The organism is Roseofilum reptotaenium CS-1145 (assembly GCF_028330985.1).
GTDB classification, from domain to species: Bacteria; Cyanobacteriota; Cyanobacteriia; order Cyanobacteriales; family Desertifilaceae; genus Roseofilum; species Roseofilum reptotaenium.
In genome coordinates this window covers 39,163-56,928 of sequence record NZ_JAQMUE010000099.1, presented here as the reverse complement: position 1 = coordinate 56,928, position 17,766 = coordinate 39,163, and the positions used below count along the sequence as shown (strand labels likewise).

The 17,766-nt window shown below is 45.2% G+C and carries 14 protein-coding genes; 4 read left to right on the top strand and 10 right to left on the bottom strand.

What is annotated here, in order from left to right:
* Positions 1–303 precede the first annotated feature (303 nt).
* The 8 genes from PN466_RS22355 to PN466_RS22320 form a co-directional block, all read right to left on the bottom strand.
* On the bottom strand, positions 304–735 hold the full coding sequence (locus tag PN466_RS22355) for a putative toxin-antitoxin system toxin component, PIN family (RefSeq protein WP_271944153.1): 432 nt from the start codon (positions 733–735) through the stop codon (positions 304–306).
* A 2-nt stretch (positions 736–737) separates the two neighbouring features.
* Complete coding sequence (locus PN466_RS22350; protein WP_271944152.1) at positions 738–977, bottom strand: DUF2281 domain-containing protein; 240 nt, start codon at positions 975–977, stop codon at positions 738–740.
* A 97-nt stretch (positions 978–1,074) separates the two neighbouring features.
* Complete coding sequence (gene accB, locus PN466_RS22345; RefSeq protein ID WP_271944150.1) at positions 1,075–1,563, bottom strand: acetyl-CoA carboxylase biotin carboxyl carrier protein; 489 nt, start codon at positions 1,561–1,563, stop codon at positions 1,075–1,077.
* Between the two features lie 66 nt (positions 1,564–1,629).
* Complete coding sequence (gene efp, locus PN466_RS22340) at positions 1,630–2,190, bottom strand: elongation factor P (protein WP_271944148.1); 561 nt, start codon at positions 2,188–2,190, stop codon at positions 1,630–1,632.
* A 164-nt stretch (positions 2,191–2,354) separates the two neighbouring features.
* Positions 2,355–3,596: a bifunctional ornithine acetyltransferase/N-acetylglutamate synthase gene (argJ, locus tag PN466_RS22335; protein WP_271944146.1), complete on the bottom strand. Its 1,242-nt coding sequence runs from the start codon at positions 3,594–3,596 to the stop codon at positions 2,355–2,357.
* Between the two features lie 508 nt (positions 3,597–4,104).
* Positions 4,105–5,589, bottom strand: a complete 1,485-nt coding sequence (gene gatB, locus PN466_RS22330; RefSeq protein ID WP_271944144.1) for an Asp-tRNA(Asn)/Glu-tRNA(Gln) amidotransferase subunit GatB — start codon at positions 5,587–5,589, stop codon at positions 4,105–4,107.
* Between the two features lie 82 nt (positions 5,590–5,671).
* A complete protein-coding gene (locus tag PN466_RS22325; RefSeq protein ID WP_271944142.1) occupies positions 5,672–6,106 on the bottom strand; it encodes a type II toxin-antitoxin system VapC family toxin in 435 nt (144 codons plus the stop codon).
* On the bottom strand, positions 6,103–6,366 hold the full coding sequence (locus PN466_RS22320; RefSeq protein WP_271944140.1) for a hypothetical protein: 264 nt from the start codon (positions 6,364–6,366) through the stop codon (positions 6,103–6,105). Before PN466_RS22320 ends, PN466_RS22325 begins: the two co-directional genes overlap by 4 nt.
* 341 nt (positions 6,367–6,707) lie before the next feature.
* On the opposite strand from PN466_RS22320, the gene PN466_RS22315 reads away from it, so the two are divergent.
* The 4 genes from PN466_RS22315 (at position 6,708) to PN466_RS22300 (ending at position 13,001) form a co-directional block, all read left to right on the top strand.
* Complete coding sequence (locus PN466_RS22315) at positions 6,708–7,706, top strand: PEP-CTERM sorting domain-containing protein (RefSeq protein WP_271944138.1); 999 nt, start codon at positions 6,708–6,710, stop codon at positions 7,704–7,706.
* Positions 7,707–8,036: 330 nt separating this feature from the next.
* Complete coding sequence (gene hemC, locus PN466_RS22310; RefSeq protein ID WP_271944136.1) at positions 8,037–9,038, top strand: hydroxymethylbilane synthase; 1,002 nt, start codon at positions 8,037–8,039, stop codon at positions 9,036–9,038.
* 190 nt (positions 9,039–9,228) lie between these two features.
* Positions 9,229–9,810 (top strand): thioredoxin family protein, encoded by a 582-nt coding sequence (locus tag PN466_RS22305; protein ID WP_271944134.1) that lies wholly within the window; start codon positions 9,229–9,231, stop codon positions 9,808–9,810.
* 35 nt (positions 9,811–9,845) lie between these two features.
* On the top strand, positions 9,846–13,001 hold the full coding sequence (locus PN466_RS22300; RefSeq protein ID WP_271944132.1) for a cyclic nucleotide-binding domain-containing protein: 3,156 nt from the start codon (positions 9,846–9,848) through the stop codon (positions 12,999–13,001).
* A gap of 25 nt (positions 13,002–13,026) precedes the next feature.
* Here PN466_RS22300 and PN466_RS22295 read toward each other — a convergent pair whose 3' ends face one another.
* Both PN466_RS22295 and PN466_RS22290 read right to left on the bottom strand, forming a co-directional pair.
* The gene (locus tag PN466_RS22295) at positions 13,027–16,002 is read right to left on the bottom strand and encodes an ATP-binding protein (RefSeq protein ID WP_271944130.1); all 2,976 of its coding nucleotides are present in this window, start codon (positions 16,000–16,002) and stop codon (positions 13,027–13,029) included.
* A 17-nt stretch (positions 16,003–16,019) separates the two neighbouring features.
* Positions 16,020–17,480, bottom strand: a complete 1,461-nt coding sequence (locus PN466_RS22290; RefSeq protein WP_271944129.1) for a sugar ABC transporter substrate-binding protein — start codon at positions 17,478–17,480, stop codon at positions 16,020–16,022.
* Positions 17,481–17,766 lie beyond the last annotated feature (286 nt).

Here is a 17,766-nt window from a genome sequence, read left to right as displayed (position 1 = left end):
CCCCCCCCCCCCTACACCCTAAAATCGATCTACAATGTCAGTATATGTAGGGGCGAGCGGGCGCTCGCACCTACAAAAATGCCTCATTATCGCACAATCGAATTAACTATATGAGTTCTTTCGCCATATCTCCTTCTCCCCTCCCTACTGCTTTATCACTTACGTTCGACGGGATATGAGGCGATCGCCAAAAGTGAGCTGCTCCCCAACTTAGATATCTCCCTCTTAACCAGTTGTGTCAAGCCTAGCGAACAATTTGATGCAGTGATGGATTTTCGCGATCGCCTTCGCCCATAAAGTTTATTATTCATCCTGTTCCAGAAACATCCTTTGATATAGCCGTTCTCCTGTAATAATAGGAACTGAAAACAGTTCTCCCACTACTAATAAATCTCGATCCCCTGTAACTAAATAGTCAGCTTGTCCGGCGATCGCTAAACACAGAAAAGGAGTATCTTTTGGATCGCGGCATTCTGGCACAGAAGGAGGCGGTTCAGGTATTGGGCAACGTTCGCAATAAGCTAAATATTCATCAAGTAGAACACTTTGTTCAAGACTAGAAAGCTTAAATTTGGGATAACTCAGAACTCGTCGAATTTCTTCCTCTGTGTCCCCTGAAACGAGGGGGATTATCTGTTTCTGACTCCATGCTTCTCTAAGCCACGACAATCTACCCTGACGAAAAATCAAAGCAGAAAGCACTATATTGGTATCAAGTACCACTCGTATTGTCATGTTTATAGGTCTTTTCGACTCCAGGCTATTGCATTGGTCACATCTTCATCCGTGATACCCATTGCTTCTAACTTGTCTCGAATCCTATCTGCGGTCATGTCTTCATCCTCAGCTTCTAAATATTCCAGATCCGATTTACTTTTTAAGTATTTCTCCAGAAGATACTGAGCATAATGACCAACTTCTGTTTGCAGAGGCTTGGGCATCTGAACAAGAGTATGGATAATTTTAGGATCGATCATTGTTTTACCTAAAGATTGAAGTCTAGAACACCTCAATTGTAATGTTTCTCAAACGATCTATCCTGCCTTATCCCTAGATCCCAATCAAGTCTAAACTCTAATTCGGTTTCACTCGCATCAAGACCTGTCCAAACTCAATCGGTTGGGCATTTTCCACCAAAATCTCGACCACCTCTCCAGAAACTTCTGCCTCCAGTTCATTCATCAACTTCATAGCCTCGATAATACATACTGTATCCCCTACCTCAATCCGAGCGCCCACTTTTGTAAATGGAGCTTCATCAGGAGTTGGAGCGCAATAGAATGTACCCACCATTGGTGACTTAATCTCTTCTAACTTTTGTTCTAGAGGAGGTGGAGAAGGTTCACTCGCTGGAGGCACTGCTGGAGCTATTGGTGTAGCTGTAGCTACTGGAGTTTGGACAACTGCGGGAGATACGGCAACTTGAGATATACTGGTCACCGTTCCAGTCTCTCCCTTACGAACTGTCAACTCAAAGGCATCACTCTTTAACGTCAACTCCGCAATATCGGTTTGACTTAAAGTAGTAATTAACTCACGGAGTTCATCAAAGCTCAAATTCACAGTTTCTTCACCCTTTCTCTAGTCTTTGGAATACAACAGTTTCAACCCGTTTGGCCAGATTTAGGATTACTTTTCTCGTCCTAAATAGCTATCATCGCGAGTATCAATTTTAACCTTTTCTCCAATGGAGATAAACAAAGGAACCATAACCTGAGCGCCTGTCTCTACGGTAGCCGGTTTCGTTCCTCCAGTGGCCGTATCTCCCTTAACTCCGGGATCGGTTTCCGTCACTTCTAAAACAACAGAATTAGGTAATTCCACCTCTATCACTTTCTCGCCCCAGGTAAGGACATTAACTTCCATTTCTTCCTTAAGATATTTCACGCGATCGCCAATTTGGGATTCATTCAGGCGACTCTCTTCATAGGTCTCCATATCCATGAACACAAACTGATCCGCTTCTCGATAAGTAAACTGCTTCGTCCGCTTCTCCAGATTGGCTTGAGGAACTGTTTCACCCGCGCGGAAGGTTCGCTCAACCACACTTCCCGTTTGGGCATTCTTCAGCTTCGTCCGCACAAAAGCAGATCCCTTACCTGGTTTAACGTGCAAGAACTCGATTACCCGCCATACACTGCCATCGAGTTCGATGGTCACGCCCGTTCTAAAATCGTTACTCGAAATCATAAAAACGCTGGGTCGATTTAGATTATGCAATCATTGGCATCCTATTTTAACCCCCGTTGGGCCTTTTGGGGATAGAGAGATGGGGAGATGGGGGGATGGGGCGCTCCCTTCGACTCCGCTCAGGGAGCTATTACCTGTTACCTATTACCCATTACCCATTACCCTTAAGTCGTGTACTCAGCATTAATTTTCACGTAATCGTAGCTGAGATCGCAGCCCCAAGCCTTGGAGGTTCCCGGGCCGTTACCGATAGAAACACCGATTTTAACGGTATCGGCTTGTAAATATGCGCCTTGGGCAGCTTGTTTCATGTATGCGCTGGCAGCATCGCGGTCGAAGGTGAGGGGTTGGCCGTTCTCCATCATCTTGAAGTCGCCTAACGTAATATTGAGGTTTTCTGCTTCAAAGTGGACTCCAGCACGACCGGCAGCGGCTGCTATTCTTCCCCAGTTGGGGTCGCGGCCAAAAATGGCCGATTTGACAAGGGACGAGCCGACAATGGTTTTGGCTACTTGACTAGCCGCTTCTTCGTTATCTGCACCAGAGACTTCAACTTCGAGTAAACAGGTCGCACCTTCTCCATCACGGGCGATCGCCTTGGCCAAATATTGGCACACTGTCGTTAACATGGCTTCGAGTTTTTCGGCTTCCGGCCCCATGCTGGTAATAGCGGGAGTGCGAGATTGACCATTGGCTAGGGCAATCAAACTATCATTGGTGCTGGTATCGCCATCGACGGTAATTTGATTAAAGCTGCGGTTCGCTGCTCGGCCGAGCATTTCTTGCCACAAATGAGGCGAAACCGTCGCATCACAGGTGACGAAAGCTAACAGGGTGGCCATATTGGGATGGATCATCCCAGAGCCTTTGGCAATACCGCCAACTCGGACAGGGCGATCGCCAAATTGGGCTTCTAGCGCGATCGTTTTCGGCACTAAATCCGTGGTCATAATGGCTTTAGCAGCGGTATCTGAGCCTTCACTTGATAGACTAGAGACCACTTGGGGAATACCAGAGCGCATGGCCTCCATTTTAATTCGCTGACCAATGACACCAGTAGATGCTAGAAGGATCGACTTCGGATCGATATTGAGAGCTGTGCCTAACAGTGATGCACTCTCTAGAGCATCATTCCATCCCGCTTCTCCTGTCGCTGCATTGGCTTGACCAGAGTTACAGAGAATGGCTTTAGCACTCGCTTTTTTCTCCAAACGCTGACGACAGTAGTCTACACAAGCAGCACGGACTTGTACGGTGGTAAAGACTCCTGCGGCGATCGCTTCCACATCCGATACAATCAACGCTAAATCTGGTTGTCCTGAAGGTTTTAAACCTGCTGTAATGCCTGCGGCTTGATATCCCTTCGGTGCAGTGACTCCGCCTTCTATGACTTGCCAATCTGACATACCTGTAAATTCCCCTGCTGTCAATCGGTACGAAAGGCAATTATAGCGCTTTGCGCTGGCAGAAGAGTAATGGGTAATGGGTAATGGGTAATTGCCCCTCCCTTCGACACTTCGGCTACGCTCAGTGCGGCGCTCCGCTCAGGGAGCTTCCCTATTCCCCCAAAAAAAATAAGGAGAGCCATAGGACTCTCCCTACCATCAGGGTGCATCTACTTATCATATTATTACATGATAGGGGTGTGGGGTGAACCCCCCTTTTATGATTTTTTGATGAAAAAATTGGGGTGTTTTAAGCCCCATTTTTGTGCAAAAAAACCGTGTTTTTTCTGATTCTATTGATTTTGATCCCTAGAAGATGAATGAATTCATGGAATACACTTCAGAGTTATCTGGGATAAAGGAACGGGTTTCCTGGCAAAATAGCGGAATTTAGATTGATATTTCAGCATTACTACGGAGAAAGCTACGGACTGGAGATCTCGGCAGTAATATCAAGAAATGATGAAGCTCAAGCATCCAACTGCTTGGCTAAGAGTTGGTTGGTTAACTTGGGATCGGCTCGACCTCCAGTTTTCTTCATCATTTGTCCCACAAAGAAACCTTTGAGCTTGGTTTTACCATTGCGGTACTGCTCCAGTTCCTTGGGATGAGCAGCCAGAACTTCGGCGATCATCGCGTTGAGGGTTTCGGGATCGGAAATTTGGGTTAACCCCTTACTTTCCACTAATTTTTCTGGAGATCCTCCTTTGGTGAGTAATTCCGGGAGCAGATCCTTGGCAATTTTGGAGCTAATGGTTTTGGCTTCAATGAGCTTGATTAACTCAGCTAAGGATTCTGGAGTCAGGGCAATTTCAGTAATTTTCACTTTCTCGGCATTGAGATAAGCGGCAATATCGCCCATAATCCAGTTTGCCGCTAGTTTGGGGGTTCCGCCAGCCGCGAGGGTTGCCTCGAAAAAGGTGGCTACGCTGCTATCATCGGTGATTACGCGAGCATCATAGGAAGATAAGCCTAACTCGCTTTCATAGCGATCGCGTTTTTGAGCTGGTAATTCGGGTAATTCTCCCTTCCATTCCGAGAGTCGATCCGCAGAAACCTGAATTGGGGGTAAATCGGGTTCAGGGAAATAGCGATAGTCGCTCGATCCTTCCTTACTCCGCATACTGATGGTGCGTTGCGCTCCTTCTTCCCACAAGCGAGTTTCTTGGAAAATCGGCTCTCCGGCTTCAATGGCTTCAATTTGCCGTTCAATTTCGTGATCAATGGCCTTTTGAATAGCGGTAAAGGAGTTCATATTTTTGATTTCTACCTTTATGCCAAACTCTTTTTGACCAACGGGACGCACGGAAATATTCACATCACAGCGCAGCGATCCTTCTTGCATGTTGCCATCGCTAACGCCCAGATAGCGGACGATGCGGCGTAATTCTTGGGCATATTCAGCCGCTTCTTCGCCAGAGCGTAAGTCGGGTTCCGAGACAATTTCAATTAGAGGAACGCCCGCCCGATTGTAGTCTACTAGGGAGAAGGTGGAACCAGAGAGGCGATCGCTGCCCCCATGGACTAATTTTCCGGCATCCTCTTCCATGTGCAAGCGGGTAATGCCAATTTTTTTCCGTTGCGGTTTCCCCTCTTTATCCGATAACTCAATTTCCAGCCACCCATGTTCGGCAATCGGCAGATCGTATTGAGAAATCTGATAGTTTTTGGGCAGATCGGGATAAAAATACTGTTTGCGATCGAACTTGCTGTATTCGGCGATCGTGCAGTTCAGGGCTAAACCGGCTTTCACCGCATATTCTAAAACCTTCTGATTCAAAACGGGCAACACCCCCGGTAAACCCAAGCAAATGGGATCGATATTCGTGTTCGGTGTTGCACCAAAGGCTGTGGAGGAATAAGAGAAAATCTTGGTTTCCGTACTCAGTTGACAGTGAGTTTCCAAACCAATAATCGCTTCATACTCGGTTTTTGCAGGTGCAGCAGTGGCCATAGGTGAAGTCTTCTTTTAATTTCAGGTTAACTTCCATTATCGCCGATCTGTGGGGGATGGGGGAATGGGGAAACGATCTCGTTCAACTCGTGCCATCAACCCAAACAATATCAGAAAACTTACCGTGAACCTGATTAAAGAGCCGTTTGTCTCCTGTATAAAATCTAGCTCCATAGTCCTGGGCTAAAGCCAGATAATGGGCATCATAAGCGGCTGGAAGGTCAAACTGTTTCGCTAATGCAACTGCTTGAAAGTGCAATTGCAGATCGCTTTTAATGCTAATCCTCAAATTAAACACATCTTCTAAAGCCGTTTGCACTTCATCTTCTTGGAGTTGTCCCGCTCTACCCATCCGATACATAGCATTCGTTATTTCATAATAAAATAGCGTGGGCGCAATAATTTGTTTATCGGCTGCTTGCCATTCTTCCCAAAGTACAATCCAGGGATCGTTGTCAGATTTGCTATTTACGAGACGCACTGCAAAATTAGCATCCATACAAATATAATCCGTCATCGTTTGACCTCCTGTTTGCGTGAACAGGCTTCAAAGAGTTCTTGAGAGCGTTCTTCTCGCATTTGATGAAATACTTCATCAATAGCATCATAAAAGTCATCTCCTTGCCGTTCCCGAATGGCTTGACCGCGTTTAAGAATGCGCTCTTTAGTCTCCTGCCAATTTTGCTTGCGCTCTATTTTTTCGTGCAATAATTTCTGCTCTTTTGGGGGAAGAGCATCAATGAGTTGGACAATGGAATCCACTAATTTTGTATTCATGGTTAATTCGCTTTTTTTACTAAACTACCCTTAAATTATACTATTTCGATTGGCGGTTACTAGATGTCCCTTATCTTTCTGACCCCGTACGATGATGTGCTAACTGGCAAGGGGCGATCGCACTTCATTTTTGTAAATAATTATTACAATATCCGCAAATTTGCATAAAATACCCCCCAAAAAACAGAGGAACTAATAGGAGGGATAAGAAGCTTCTGGGAAAATCCGGACGGGAAATTACCCAGAAACCAAACTTGAACAGCCTCCTATATCCATCCAGAGAGGGATTTTACTGATTTAATCCCCACTCTGGAACTGAAAACGATTAGGAGAATAAATCCATGTTACCGAACAAATCTGGGATTAATGGAGTTGCTCGCACCGTTAAGCGCGTTGCTCTTGGAGTAACATCCGTGGTTCTCTGTTGGAGCAGTTTGAACCTGGAGGGGAAAGCAAATGCTGCTCAGTTTTCCGTCTTGTGGTGGGACACAACAGCCTGGCATAATGGCGCACTCCGAGATGAAATTCGTCAGAAAATTCCCACTTTTCTAGATGCTTTTGGCGGTGGCGATCTCTTTGATACCACGTATATTTCCCCCAAAAGCTCTGGAGGACTGCAAGCCCATTTAGCCTCTAACAGCTATGATGTAGTTGTTTTAGATAGTGCATATTGGACTCTCGAAGGAGCAATCTTTCCATTTAATTCAGCAGATCGGGAAGCTTTAAAACAGTATTACAGCCAGAAATCAAATTTGATGCTGGATGGAAGTCTAACCATCCGTAGTGTTGGATCTAACCCAAAAACTGGTTTTCCTGGCCCCAATAATGCTTGGGGCAACTTCACCGCCAATCAGGTGTATGCACTAGCTAAACGGGGAGGAGGAATTTTCATCGGTACGGATCATTATGACTTTCAACGTGATGGTAACTATATGCTCGATGCTCTCTTCCCAGGGCAACCAGCTAACTTTAGGGGGATAACCAATCCTTCTACTGATGGCGTATTCTACGGTACAGATTTACTCAATAGTGCGGTCGCTGTTGTACCTAATGATATTTTCACCCATTGGAGTGCTATTCCCAGTCAAGGAGTTGCTCCCACTGGGGATTTTATCGACTTCTTGGGGAACTCTGTCACCCTTTACAGCCAAGTGGATGTTGCCGATAAACCGGGTGGGGGGCAAAAGTATTCCTATATTTCCACCAGTTGGAAACCCGATGAGTGTGAAACTGCTGTTACCGGGACAAGTTCTGCCTGTCATCAAAAAGTCCCCGAACCTTCGGCACTTTTGGGACTGTTAGCCGTTGGTGCAGTTGGTTCCCTGTTGAAGCGACGTTAACGTTCATACTGTAGGAGCGGGTTCACCCAGATTTAGGAAACCCACAAATCAATGATGTGAACCCGCCCGATCGCGGCGATAAATGATGATTAATTGGGGTTCTATTGGTGGGGTGAGGGCGGGTTTATTTTTTCCCATTCATCATCAATTAAGCTACAATTCCTTCGGCGATCAGATGAGTGACATCAGGTAGGCGCGGGTTTTCCCCTATTCCCTATTCCCCATTCCCTATTCCCTATTCCCTATTCCCCATTCCCCATTCCCTATTCCCTCCCCATTCCCTGGTACTCTAGATCAAGTGAGTCTATCTGCAAAAAGAAATTATTATTAATGACCTCCTCTGCTACAACCCCTCCCCAAACTGTACGCCTGGGTTCCCGTAAAAGCCAACTTGCTCTGGTTCAAAGCGAATGGGTACAAGCTCAACTCCAGGCCCATCACCCCGATACCCAATTTGAGATTGAAACCATGAGTACCCAAGGGGATAAAATCCTGGATGTTCCCCTAGCGAAAATTGGCGATAAGGGGTTGTTTACTAAGGAACTGGAAGTGGGAATGCTCGCTAGAACAACAGATATGGCTGTGCATTCCCTAAAAGATTTACCGACCAATTTACCGGAAGGTTTGATGCTCGGTTGCGTGACGGAGAGGGAGAACCCGGCTGATGCGTTAGTGGTGAATGCCAAGTATGGGGATAAGAAATTGGAAACTCTCCCCGATGGTGCGGTAATCGGTACGTCTTCTTTGCGGCGTTTGGCCCAATTGCGCCATCATTTCCCAAAACTGACGTTTAAGGATGTGCGGGGAAATTTGAATACTCGTCTGAAAAAGTTGGATGATGGGGAATATGATGCCCTGATTCTAGCAGCAGCGGGCTTAAAGCGCTTGGAAATGAGCGATCGCATTCAACAGGAGATTCCATCTGATATTTCTCTCCATGCTGTCGGACAAGGAGCCTTGGGTATCGAATGCCGTCAGATTAATGACCAGGAAACCGAAGAAAATCTGAAGAAAGATCGGGCAGTGTTGGAGATTATTCAGGTGATTCAACATCAACCTACACTCTATCGCTGTTTGGCTGAACGGGCTTTTCTGCGGAGCTTAGAAGGGGGATGCCAAGTCCCCATTGGTGTGAATACGTCTATTGAAGGCGATCGCTTGACATTAGTCGGTATGGTAGCCAGTTTAGACGGTCAGCGCCTAATCCGCGACCAAATTACTGGCAGTTGTCAAGAAGCGGAACAACTGGGTACGAGTTTAGCCGAAGAGCTACGGGGACGTGGTGCAGGAGAGATCCTAGCGGAAATTCTCGCCCAAGTTGACCGCAGTTAATGCGCTAGGAGCTTGCCAAGCTAGTAGGGGCGAAAAATATGCAAGCCCCTACTGTCTTTGTAGCGCTTCAGTGCTATGGTAGCTCAGAGCGTTAAAGGGCTATAACAAACCTAAATTAGGCCATTCTTTACAGATTGGGATTGACTTGTACAATACAAGTGTTTCAAATGGCTTTGTGCATTCAATCCCTATGGCTAGAACAGAATCAACCATGTTGGCGTTAGGGACTCTAGCGCCTGACTTTCAGCTCCCAGACGTGGTCTCTGGACAAATTATTTCTTTAGAGAGTTTCACCCAGAAAAGAGCCTTATTGGTCATGTTTATTTGTAAACATTGTCCATTTGTAATCCACGTTCAAAACCAGTTGTCGAGTCTAGGGCAAGATTATCAAAATACGGATTTAGGAATCGTCGCGATTAGTGCTAATGATACTGTTAAATATCCTGAAGACTCCCCAGAATATTTAAAACAAATGGCTCAAAAATTGGGCTTTACATTTCCCGTTTGCTACGACGAAAGCCAGGAAATAGCCAAAACTTATACGGCTGCTTGCACTCCAGATTTTTTCCTTTTTGATGGCGATCGCCGCCTCGTTTACCGAGGTCAACTTGATGACTCTCGCCCCAGCACCAATATTCCGGTAACCGGTACAGATTTGAGGAAAGCGATCGATGCAACTTTAGCTGGACAACCTGTAGCTCCAGAACAAAAACCGAGTCTTGGTTGTAATATTAAGTGGAAACCAGGTAATGAACCCTCTTATTATGGTTAAGCTGATTACCAATGGGGAGACACGGAGGTAAGAAGATGGGCAGATATGGAGGACACCTATTAGCCATTAGCCATTACCGATTACCCATCACCAAACCTTTGAGAATTCTGGAAAACCGTTTAACCCAACTGTTCCTCTTAGCCATCTCCATGATGAGCTTTAGTGCGATCGGTTTAACCCTAGGAAGTGCCTTATTTTTACAACATGCGGGGGCATCTTCTTTGCCCCGATCTTATATGCTGATGGGTGTTGTTTCAATCCCGGTATATCTGGGATTATCACAAATTGTCGATCGCACCCATCGCCCCCGATTATTCCAGTATTTTCTCATCTTTGCCCTGGCATTAGCTCTATCCCTACGTCTACTCATTGTCTTCGATCGTCCCTGGGTTTACTTCGTTCTGTATATCAGCTTGTATATCCAATGGACTTTAGTGACCGAAGTTCTCTTTCCCAGCTTAGTAACCGATTACTTCACTACTTTAGACTGGAAGCGATATGCCCCCTCCCTAAGAATGGCAACCGCTTTAGGAGGCTTATTAGGGGGAGGATTAATCAGTATTCTCTCGCAAAAGGTTGTACCGGAAAACCTGATCTTAATTCTGCCCCTCTTTTATGCGCTCGTCTTTATTCAACTGCTCTATCTTGACCATACCCAAACTCCCATAGAATCCTCAGCTTCGCCTAATCGAGTCCAGTCTTCAACTCCCATTTCCCGGTTAGAAACCCTAAAAAAATATCCCATCATTGGCTTCTTAGCCACCAGCACTTTTTTAACCATTCTTTTGTATACGATTGGCGAATTCCTCTACTTTAGTATCTACGCCGAAAAGTTTACCAGCGATCGCCAACTCACCGGGTTTTTAGGAACGATGCGGATGATTAACAGCATCATTCCTTTTATTATCCTCTACCCCCTTACCCAACCCCTACTCAACCGGATTGGAGTAATGGGGATGAACCTGCTTTATCCCGTCACCACCTTCCTCAGCTTTCTGGGATTAGGTACTCAAGGGAATTTAATCAGTGCCATGGCGTGCAATTTTAACACCAATGGCATTGAAGATAGCATTAATCAACCCATTCAAAGCTTGAACTATAACGCAGTTCCCTATAATTTAGTCGGCCGCATTCGCACCATTAGCAATGGCTTATTTTATTCTCTGGGTCTAGCGATGGCTGGCATTTTGCTGTGGGGATTGGATCAATTCAGCCAGCTACAAATTGCTGAACTGGGTTTGGGATTAAGCCTCCTGTTTCTGCTGGTTCGCTATGCTATGGGCAAAAGCTATCTACAATCCTTGCTGAGTTTATTGCGATCGGGTTCTACCCAATGGCATGAGGTAGGAGTGGGATTACCCAAATTACCAGAACACTGCGAAACAGAAGTCATTGAACTGCTCAAGAGCGAAGAAATCCAAAATCAAATCTTAGGTCTTTCCCTTGCCTCCTGCCTCAAACAACCCCAACAATTTTTGCCCGATATTCAACCCCTCTTTCTTCTTCATCATCGAGATCTTCATCCCCACCTAATTCAATTTTTCCAAAGCTGTCCTCATCCTCAGATGTTCAAATTTCTAGAGCATTTCCTGCAAAGCGAGAATCAAAGCCTACGCTTGTTAGCCCTAGAAGCGATTATTGCTAGTAAATACCGACTCCCTAACGAACAATTAGAAAAGCTCCACAAAAACCCCAATCTTCAACAAGAAGCACTCCTGTGTGTTGCGTTTATTGAAGCCCGAAGTAAAAATCCAAAAATTCAGGAGAGCTGCAACCACTTTTGGAATACTCCCCTAGATGAAACGACTAAACTGACCCTCATTCGAGCCATTCGCAGCACTAAAAATCGTCAATTCATTCCCTACCTGCAAAGGCTTTTGAAAGATGCTTCCTTAGAAGTCAGTCGTCAAGGATTGGATGTTTTAGCTCTACTGGCTCGCCCTGGAGAACAGGAGGTCGGGAAGTTAGCAGCAAGTCAATTAGCCAATGTCGATCCCTTATCTAGGGCAATTGCTTTTAAGGTGATGGGAGTGGTCAAAAGTCCCAGTTTGCTCCTTGATGTGGCGATGGGGCTGCAACATTCGAGTTTAGCCGTACGATTATGGGCTGCTAGTGCATTAGCCAATTATGGAGAAGCTAGCTTAAAGGTGGCTCGTGTCTATTTGTATTCCCCTCGCTATGAGGTGGTGGAAATGGCGATCGCCACGATAGCCAAAGTCGGAACTCGCCGCGCCATTAACCTCCTCTATGATTTTCTCAAACCAGATTGTAAAGGGGTTGCCCACACCCCATCCTGGATTAAGAGTATTCGACCCCATGCCCCCTATGCTCCTTTCCTGAAGACGATCCTTCAAGATTATCAAAAACGGGTGATTCAGCGTGTCTTTTATATCTTATCGGTACTCGATAACCAGAACACCATTAAACAGATTCAACCGCTCCTCACGAGTACCGATCCTCGTCTGAGAGCCAATGCTCTAGAAACGCTGATGTCAGTTAAACATCAACGATTCATCCGTCCTATCCTGCCTCTTTTAGAAGAAGACCAACCTTTTGTTTCTACTCCATCTTTATCAGAATCAGAATTAATTTATCAGTTGAGTGAACAGAGCGATCGCTGGTTACGCCTTGGTGCTTTATTGATGCTCTCAGGACTTCGACTACACTCGACCACCAACCCCGATCTAATTCCCTCCCACTTACAAGAAGATCCAAACCCCCTGGTTCGTAGAATCGCCCAATCCCTCGCCACTAGACAACAAGAAGAAATTCCCCAACAGGACTGGTTCTTAAAACAACTCTTTTTCCTCAAAAGTACAGCCTTATTCCATATCCTTTCCCTGGATGAATTGGAAGAACTTAACCCTCTCTTTTATCCAGCACATTTACCCGCTCATGCTACCCTTTATGCGGGTGACCCCCATCAAGCAAAACTCTATCTGATTGCAGAAGGTCAAGTTACTTTATATTCCCATCCCAAACCTTCAGAAAGCCAGACCTTAACCCTGAGTGCTGGACAATATTTTGGCGAAATAGCTGCCTTGGAAAATATTTGGTATAAAATTGTTACTCAAACCCATTGCACATTTTTAACCCTATCGAGCAAACAGTTTGAGATTCTCATTGATCGCTGTCCTCGCCTTCTCTGGTGTCTCTCTCAACCACAGACGAGTTATAGCGCTTCGCGCTAGGGAATAGGGAATATAGCGCTTCGTGCTATATGACATGGGCTAAAAATTCTACAATTGCCCTATCATCAAATTCATCGGCAAGGGCAAGGATGCGATCGCAGAACACGCCATATTTACTATCCTTACCCCGCAGTCGTTCCACTTCTTCCTCAACACCAGTAATGTCACCCTCTTGAGCCAACTCTTTTAAGTCGCTTAATTGTTCCCTAGGAGGATAAATGAGTTCAGAAGTGGCTACTTCTGATGGAGTCATCGAAGTTTCATAAATCCACTCTAATTCGAGTAACTTCTGAATCCGACCCAATAGTTGCTTCATGTCCACAGGCTTGGGCACAAAATCATTACAACCGGCAATGATGCTGCGCTCTTTATCATTTTCAAGTAGGCTGGCTGAAGAGGCAATGATCGTTACCTGTGAGTCTTGTTGGCGAATGCGACGAGCCAGTTCAAAGCCATCGAGCTTGGGCATGATCAAATCCGTGATGATTAAATCTGGCTGAAACTTCTGATACTCTTCAATACCTTCCTCCCCATCTTCAGCTTCCGCTACCACCAAGCCCACAATTTCCAGCAGTTCACGGACAACCATACGATTGATACTTTTATCGTCCACAATTAGAACCTTGCGCTGCTGGCCGTCATAACCCACAATCTTGCCCTTGACGGCAACACTGAGTTCTTCTTGCCAATCTTGAACTAGAGGAAGGTTGACCGAGAACCAGAAACAGCTCCCTTTATCCAACTCGCTACTCACTTGAATTTCACCTTTCATCATCTCGACAATTTGGCGGCTGATCGCTAGACCTAAACCTGTCCCTTCTGATTTTTGCTGGTGACCTCCCACTTGCTCAAAGGGCAAGAAGATTTTCTCTATATGCTCAGGAGTCATACCGATACCGGTATCTTTTACGGTGAAGCGTATGGGCATAACCGTTGTATCTAACTCTGGACTAATTTGGGGTAAATTCATGGGTTCAACTGTCAATGTCACCTTACCCTGATGGGTGAATTTGATTGAGTTACTCAGTAGATTTAAGAGAACTTGGCGTAATCGTTTGGGGTCTATATAAACACCTTCCGGTAACTGGGAAGGGATAATCAGTTGAAACTCTAATTTTTTCTGGTCTGCTTTAATGCAGATAACTTCTGCAACACCCTGTAAAAATGACGAAAAATCAACAGCTTCAGGGAGTAGTTCTAGCTTGCGAGCTTCAATTTTGGCTAAGTCCAAGACATCGTTAATCAGGGTTAACAAATGAGTTCCTGCTTGACGAATCACCTCAACACCTTTGCGATCCTTCTGACTCAGTTCATTACTCATCTGTAGGATCTGGGCATAGCCCAAGATACCATTAAGCGGAGTGCGCAGTTCATGACTCATGTTTGCCAAAAATTCGCTTTTGGCTTGGTTGGCACTGTCAGACATCCGTTTGGCTTCTGCAAGAGCTTCTTCGACTTGCTTGCGCTCGCTAATATCGGTAATAAAGCCTTCGACAAAGGTGATTCTCCCTTCTTCTGTATACACGCCAGTTCCTTGTTCCCAAAACCATTTGAGTTCTCCGGTTGCCGTCATGCAGCGATAGACGAGTTGGAAGGGTTTGTGCTGCTCTATTGCTGCTTTCATTATACTTTCGACGAGTGGGCAATCGCTCGGATAAATGAGGTCACTATAGGCAATCGTGCGGTTATCAATTAGGTCTTCGGAGGAATAACCCGTGAGGTCGTAGCACCCCTGACTGACAAATTTCATGGTCCAACGTTCATCCTGGAGGCAACGGTATGCCATTCCGGGTAAATTACTCATTAATGTTGCTAGAACCCGTTGATTTTCTTGCAGGTCTTGAGTCCGTTCTTCCACTCGCTGTTCTAGGGTGTTAAAGGATTCTTTTAACTGCCCTGCCATTTGGTTAAATGTCGATGCCAGTCGTCCAACTTCATTTTTGGTCATTACGGGTGCAGTTTGGTTTAAATCTCCTGCGGCTAGGGATTCTGCGGCTTGACAGATTGCTAAAATCGGGCGGACGATCTCTCGAGAGAGCAAATAGACTCCCACTAACAAGACTCCGGTAGAACACAAGCCAATCAGAACGATATTGCGTGCCAGTTTTCTGGCTGGAGCAAAGGCTTCGGCTTGAGAAATTTCTGCCAGCAAGGCTAATTCTTGGTTAGGAAGCCAACGATAAACTCCGACTACAGGAATGTCTGCATAATTCTTGTAGAGTCCAAAGCCATTTTGACCCTCGATCGCGCGATCAATGCCCACGCTACTGATTTGGGCTTGGGATTCTAGATTTTCCTTGCCCTCTATGGAGATAAAGATCGATCCTTGTGTGCTATTCCCGACGAGATAAGTTTCTGCGGTTTCGCCCAATCCTGTATTATTGCGAATCAGAGTATCGATATCTGCTAGGTCTAGATCGACGGCGATCGCACCCATTTGGATATTTTCATCATCAACAATGGGCGTGGCAAACGTAATCGCCGATTTACCTGTCATCGGAGAAATGTAGAAGTAAGGAGCGATCGCATCAGCCGTATCGGATGTAAAAAAGGTGGTTGGTGCAGCATTGGGTCGATATCTGCCTTTGATTTCTGGATGTTGGGCATCAAAGATAACAGTGCTGCCAGTATCTGTGATGCGGATATTGTGTAAGTTCGACTTGATACTTGTCCAGTCATCAATATAGCGTCTGAGTGCTTGCTCGGTTTCTTGATAAGTGGCTTCTGATTCGTCAGTCATGAGCAAAGTTGCCACTGCTTCTTGAACGGGAGCTTGTTGACTCACTAAAAGAATATCTTGGATCTGATGGTCTACCCACCCATCAAGTTGGGTACTTTTTAAGGCGATAGTGGCGGTTAGGCGATCGACCACTTCTTTCATCAGAGCGCACCTAGCTTGATAGTAAGCAGAAAAAGCCACAACACCAATAATGATCGCCGATAACAGAGAAAAATAGCTGGTTAATTGAACTAAAAGACTTTTTCTAATGGGAAACGTCACGATGTTTTCTCCCGATCTTAATAGTGGTCGATAATATCCTGAATTTGAGCGATCGCATCATCTGCGGCCTCTTCTGGAGAGACCCCTTCTTGAATGACCCTCTCTAAAGCTGTCGTGAATATCTTATTCTTGCTAATTTTTGCGTAGGCTGGATTTAGAGTACCGGGATAAGGTTGAATGTTACTAGAAGAGAGTTTTTTTACAGCAGAAAAGTGAGGATCATTCTCGTTTTCCCAAAACGAGATATTCCAAAGTTCTGGCATGGGAGGTATAAATCGCCCTTTCTCCTGTTCGATCAAGAGTTGCAGATTTTCGGGTTGTAGTAAATAAGCCAGAAATTGTTTAGCAGCTTCTGAGCGTTCAGCATTGGCAGGAATAATACTATAAATACTAAAAGATTGCCCGACAAAAATCTTAAAAGGGCTACCATTGGCCGTATTTGGCCAATTGGAGACGGTAACGATTTCGTTCATGTAGCGATTTCTTACTTTCTGGGTGTAGGGATTATTGGGCTGTTTCTGGGTGACAGGAATGGAGAGAGACGCATTGGTCACTAACAAACATTGGCGATCGAGAAAGTGAAAATTGTTGTCTGAATTCGTCCATTCCATCGATTCTGGAGGAATGTATCCTTCTCGATATAAAGTTGATAACTGGGAGAGGGCGTTAATCAATCCTTGACGATTCTCTGGGCGATCGAGTACCAAATTTCCCTCACGATCAAAGATCTTACCATTATGACCATAAAGAAATTGCAAAAACGCCTCCGTACCATCACTCGAATCTTTATTGAGAGTGATACAAAAACTGGTGATATCGTTCTCTCCTAACTCGTGGAGTTGATCGCGAACATCCTGCCAAAATTGCCAAAAACCCTGCCAATCTTGGGGAATATCTTGGTCTGTAAGTCCAAGGCGATCCAGATATGGTTTCCAATAGTGGATATTGTAAGTTGTTATTCCCATAGGAATAGCATAAAAGCTGCGCTCATCTATTGTACTATTTAAGTAATGAACCGCATCTAAAGCACCCGGATAAAATGAATCTCGGATGGGTTCGACCACATCAGAAACGTCAGCTAACTTTCCTTCCCAAGCTAACCGAGAAACGATCTCAGACAGATTGGCAATGGTCACAATATCTGGAGCATTGCCTTCTTCCATATTACTACGCAATGCTGGTGCAAAAGCTCTTTCCAGTTTTTCGTCGAGAGCTTCTGATTTTAATTGGAAAGTGGTTTTAATTCCAGAACTTTGTTCCCACTCCCGGACTAGCCCAGCAATCTCTTCATTTCCTTCACTGACAAAGGATTGCTGCCACCAAATCACCAGTGAATCGTCTTCACTAGGTAGGGAATCGTCCTCAGTCTCTACGATAGTAGGATCGTGTTTAGACTCAACTTGGGAGATAGAGCAACTCACCAGCACTATTGCTATTCCAGAAAGAAAGCATAACAGAAAAATCGATCGGACTTTCATAAGAGATGCAGCGCTTTGCGCTCTGATGGGGAGTAAACAACAGAATTAATGGAGCTTTTGGCTGTTCTAGCTATCTTTAAAAACAGTCATTTCTGTACCTCATAGCAGAGAAAAGTACTGTATCCCTCTTCTGTCAAACTGGGAAAACACTTGTCTTGACTGAATTCTAGAACTCTTGCAGTATCGGAGATCGCGATAGTTTTTCCTAACAGAAGCTCGAAAATCTAGTCAGATCAGTACAGGTCTCTCTCGATAGGGGATACAGCGATCGCGATTTCCGAAAGTG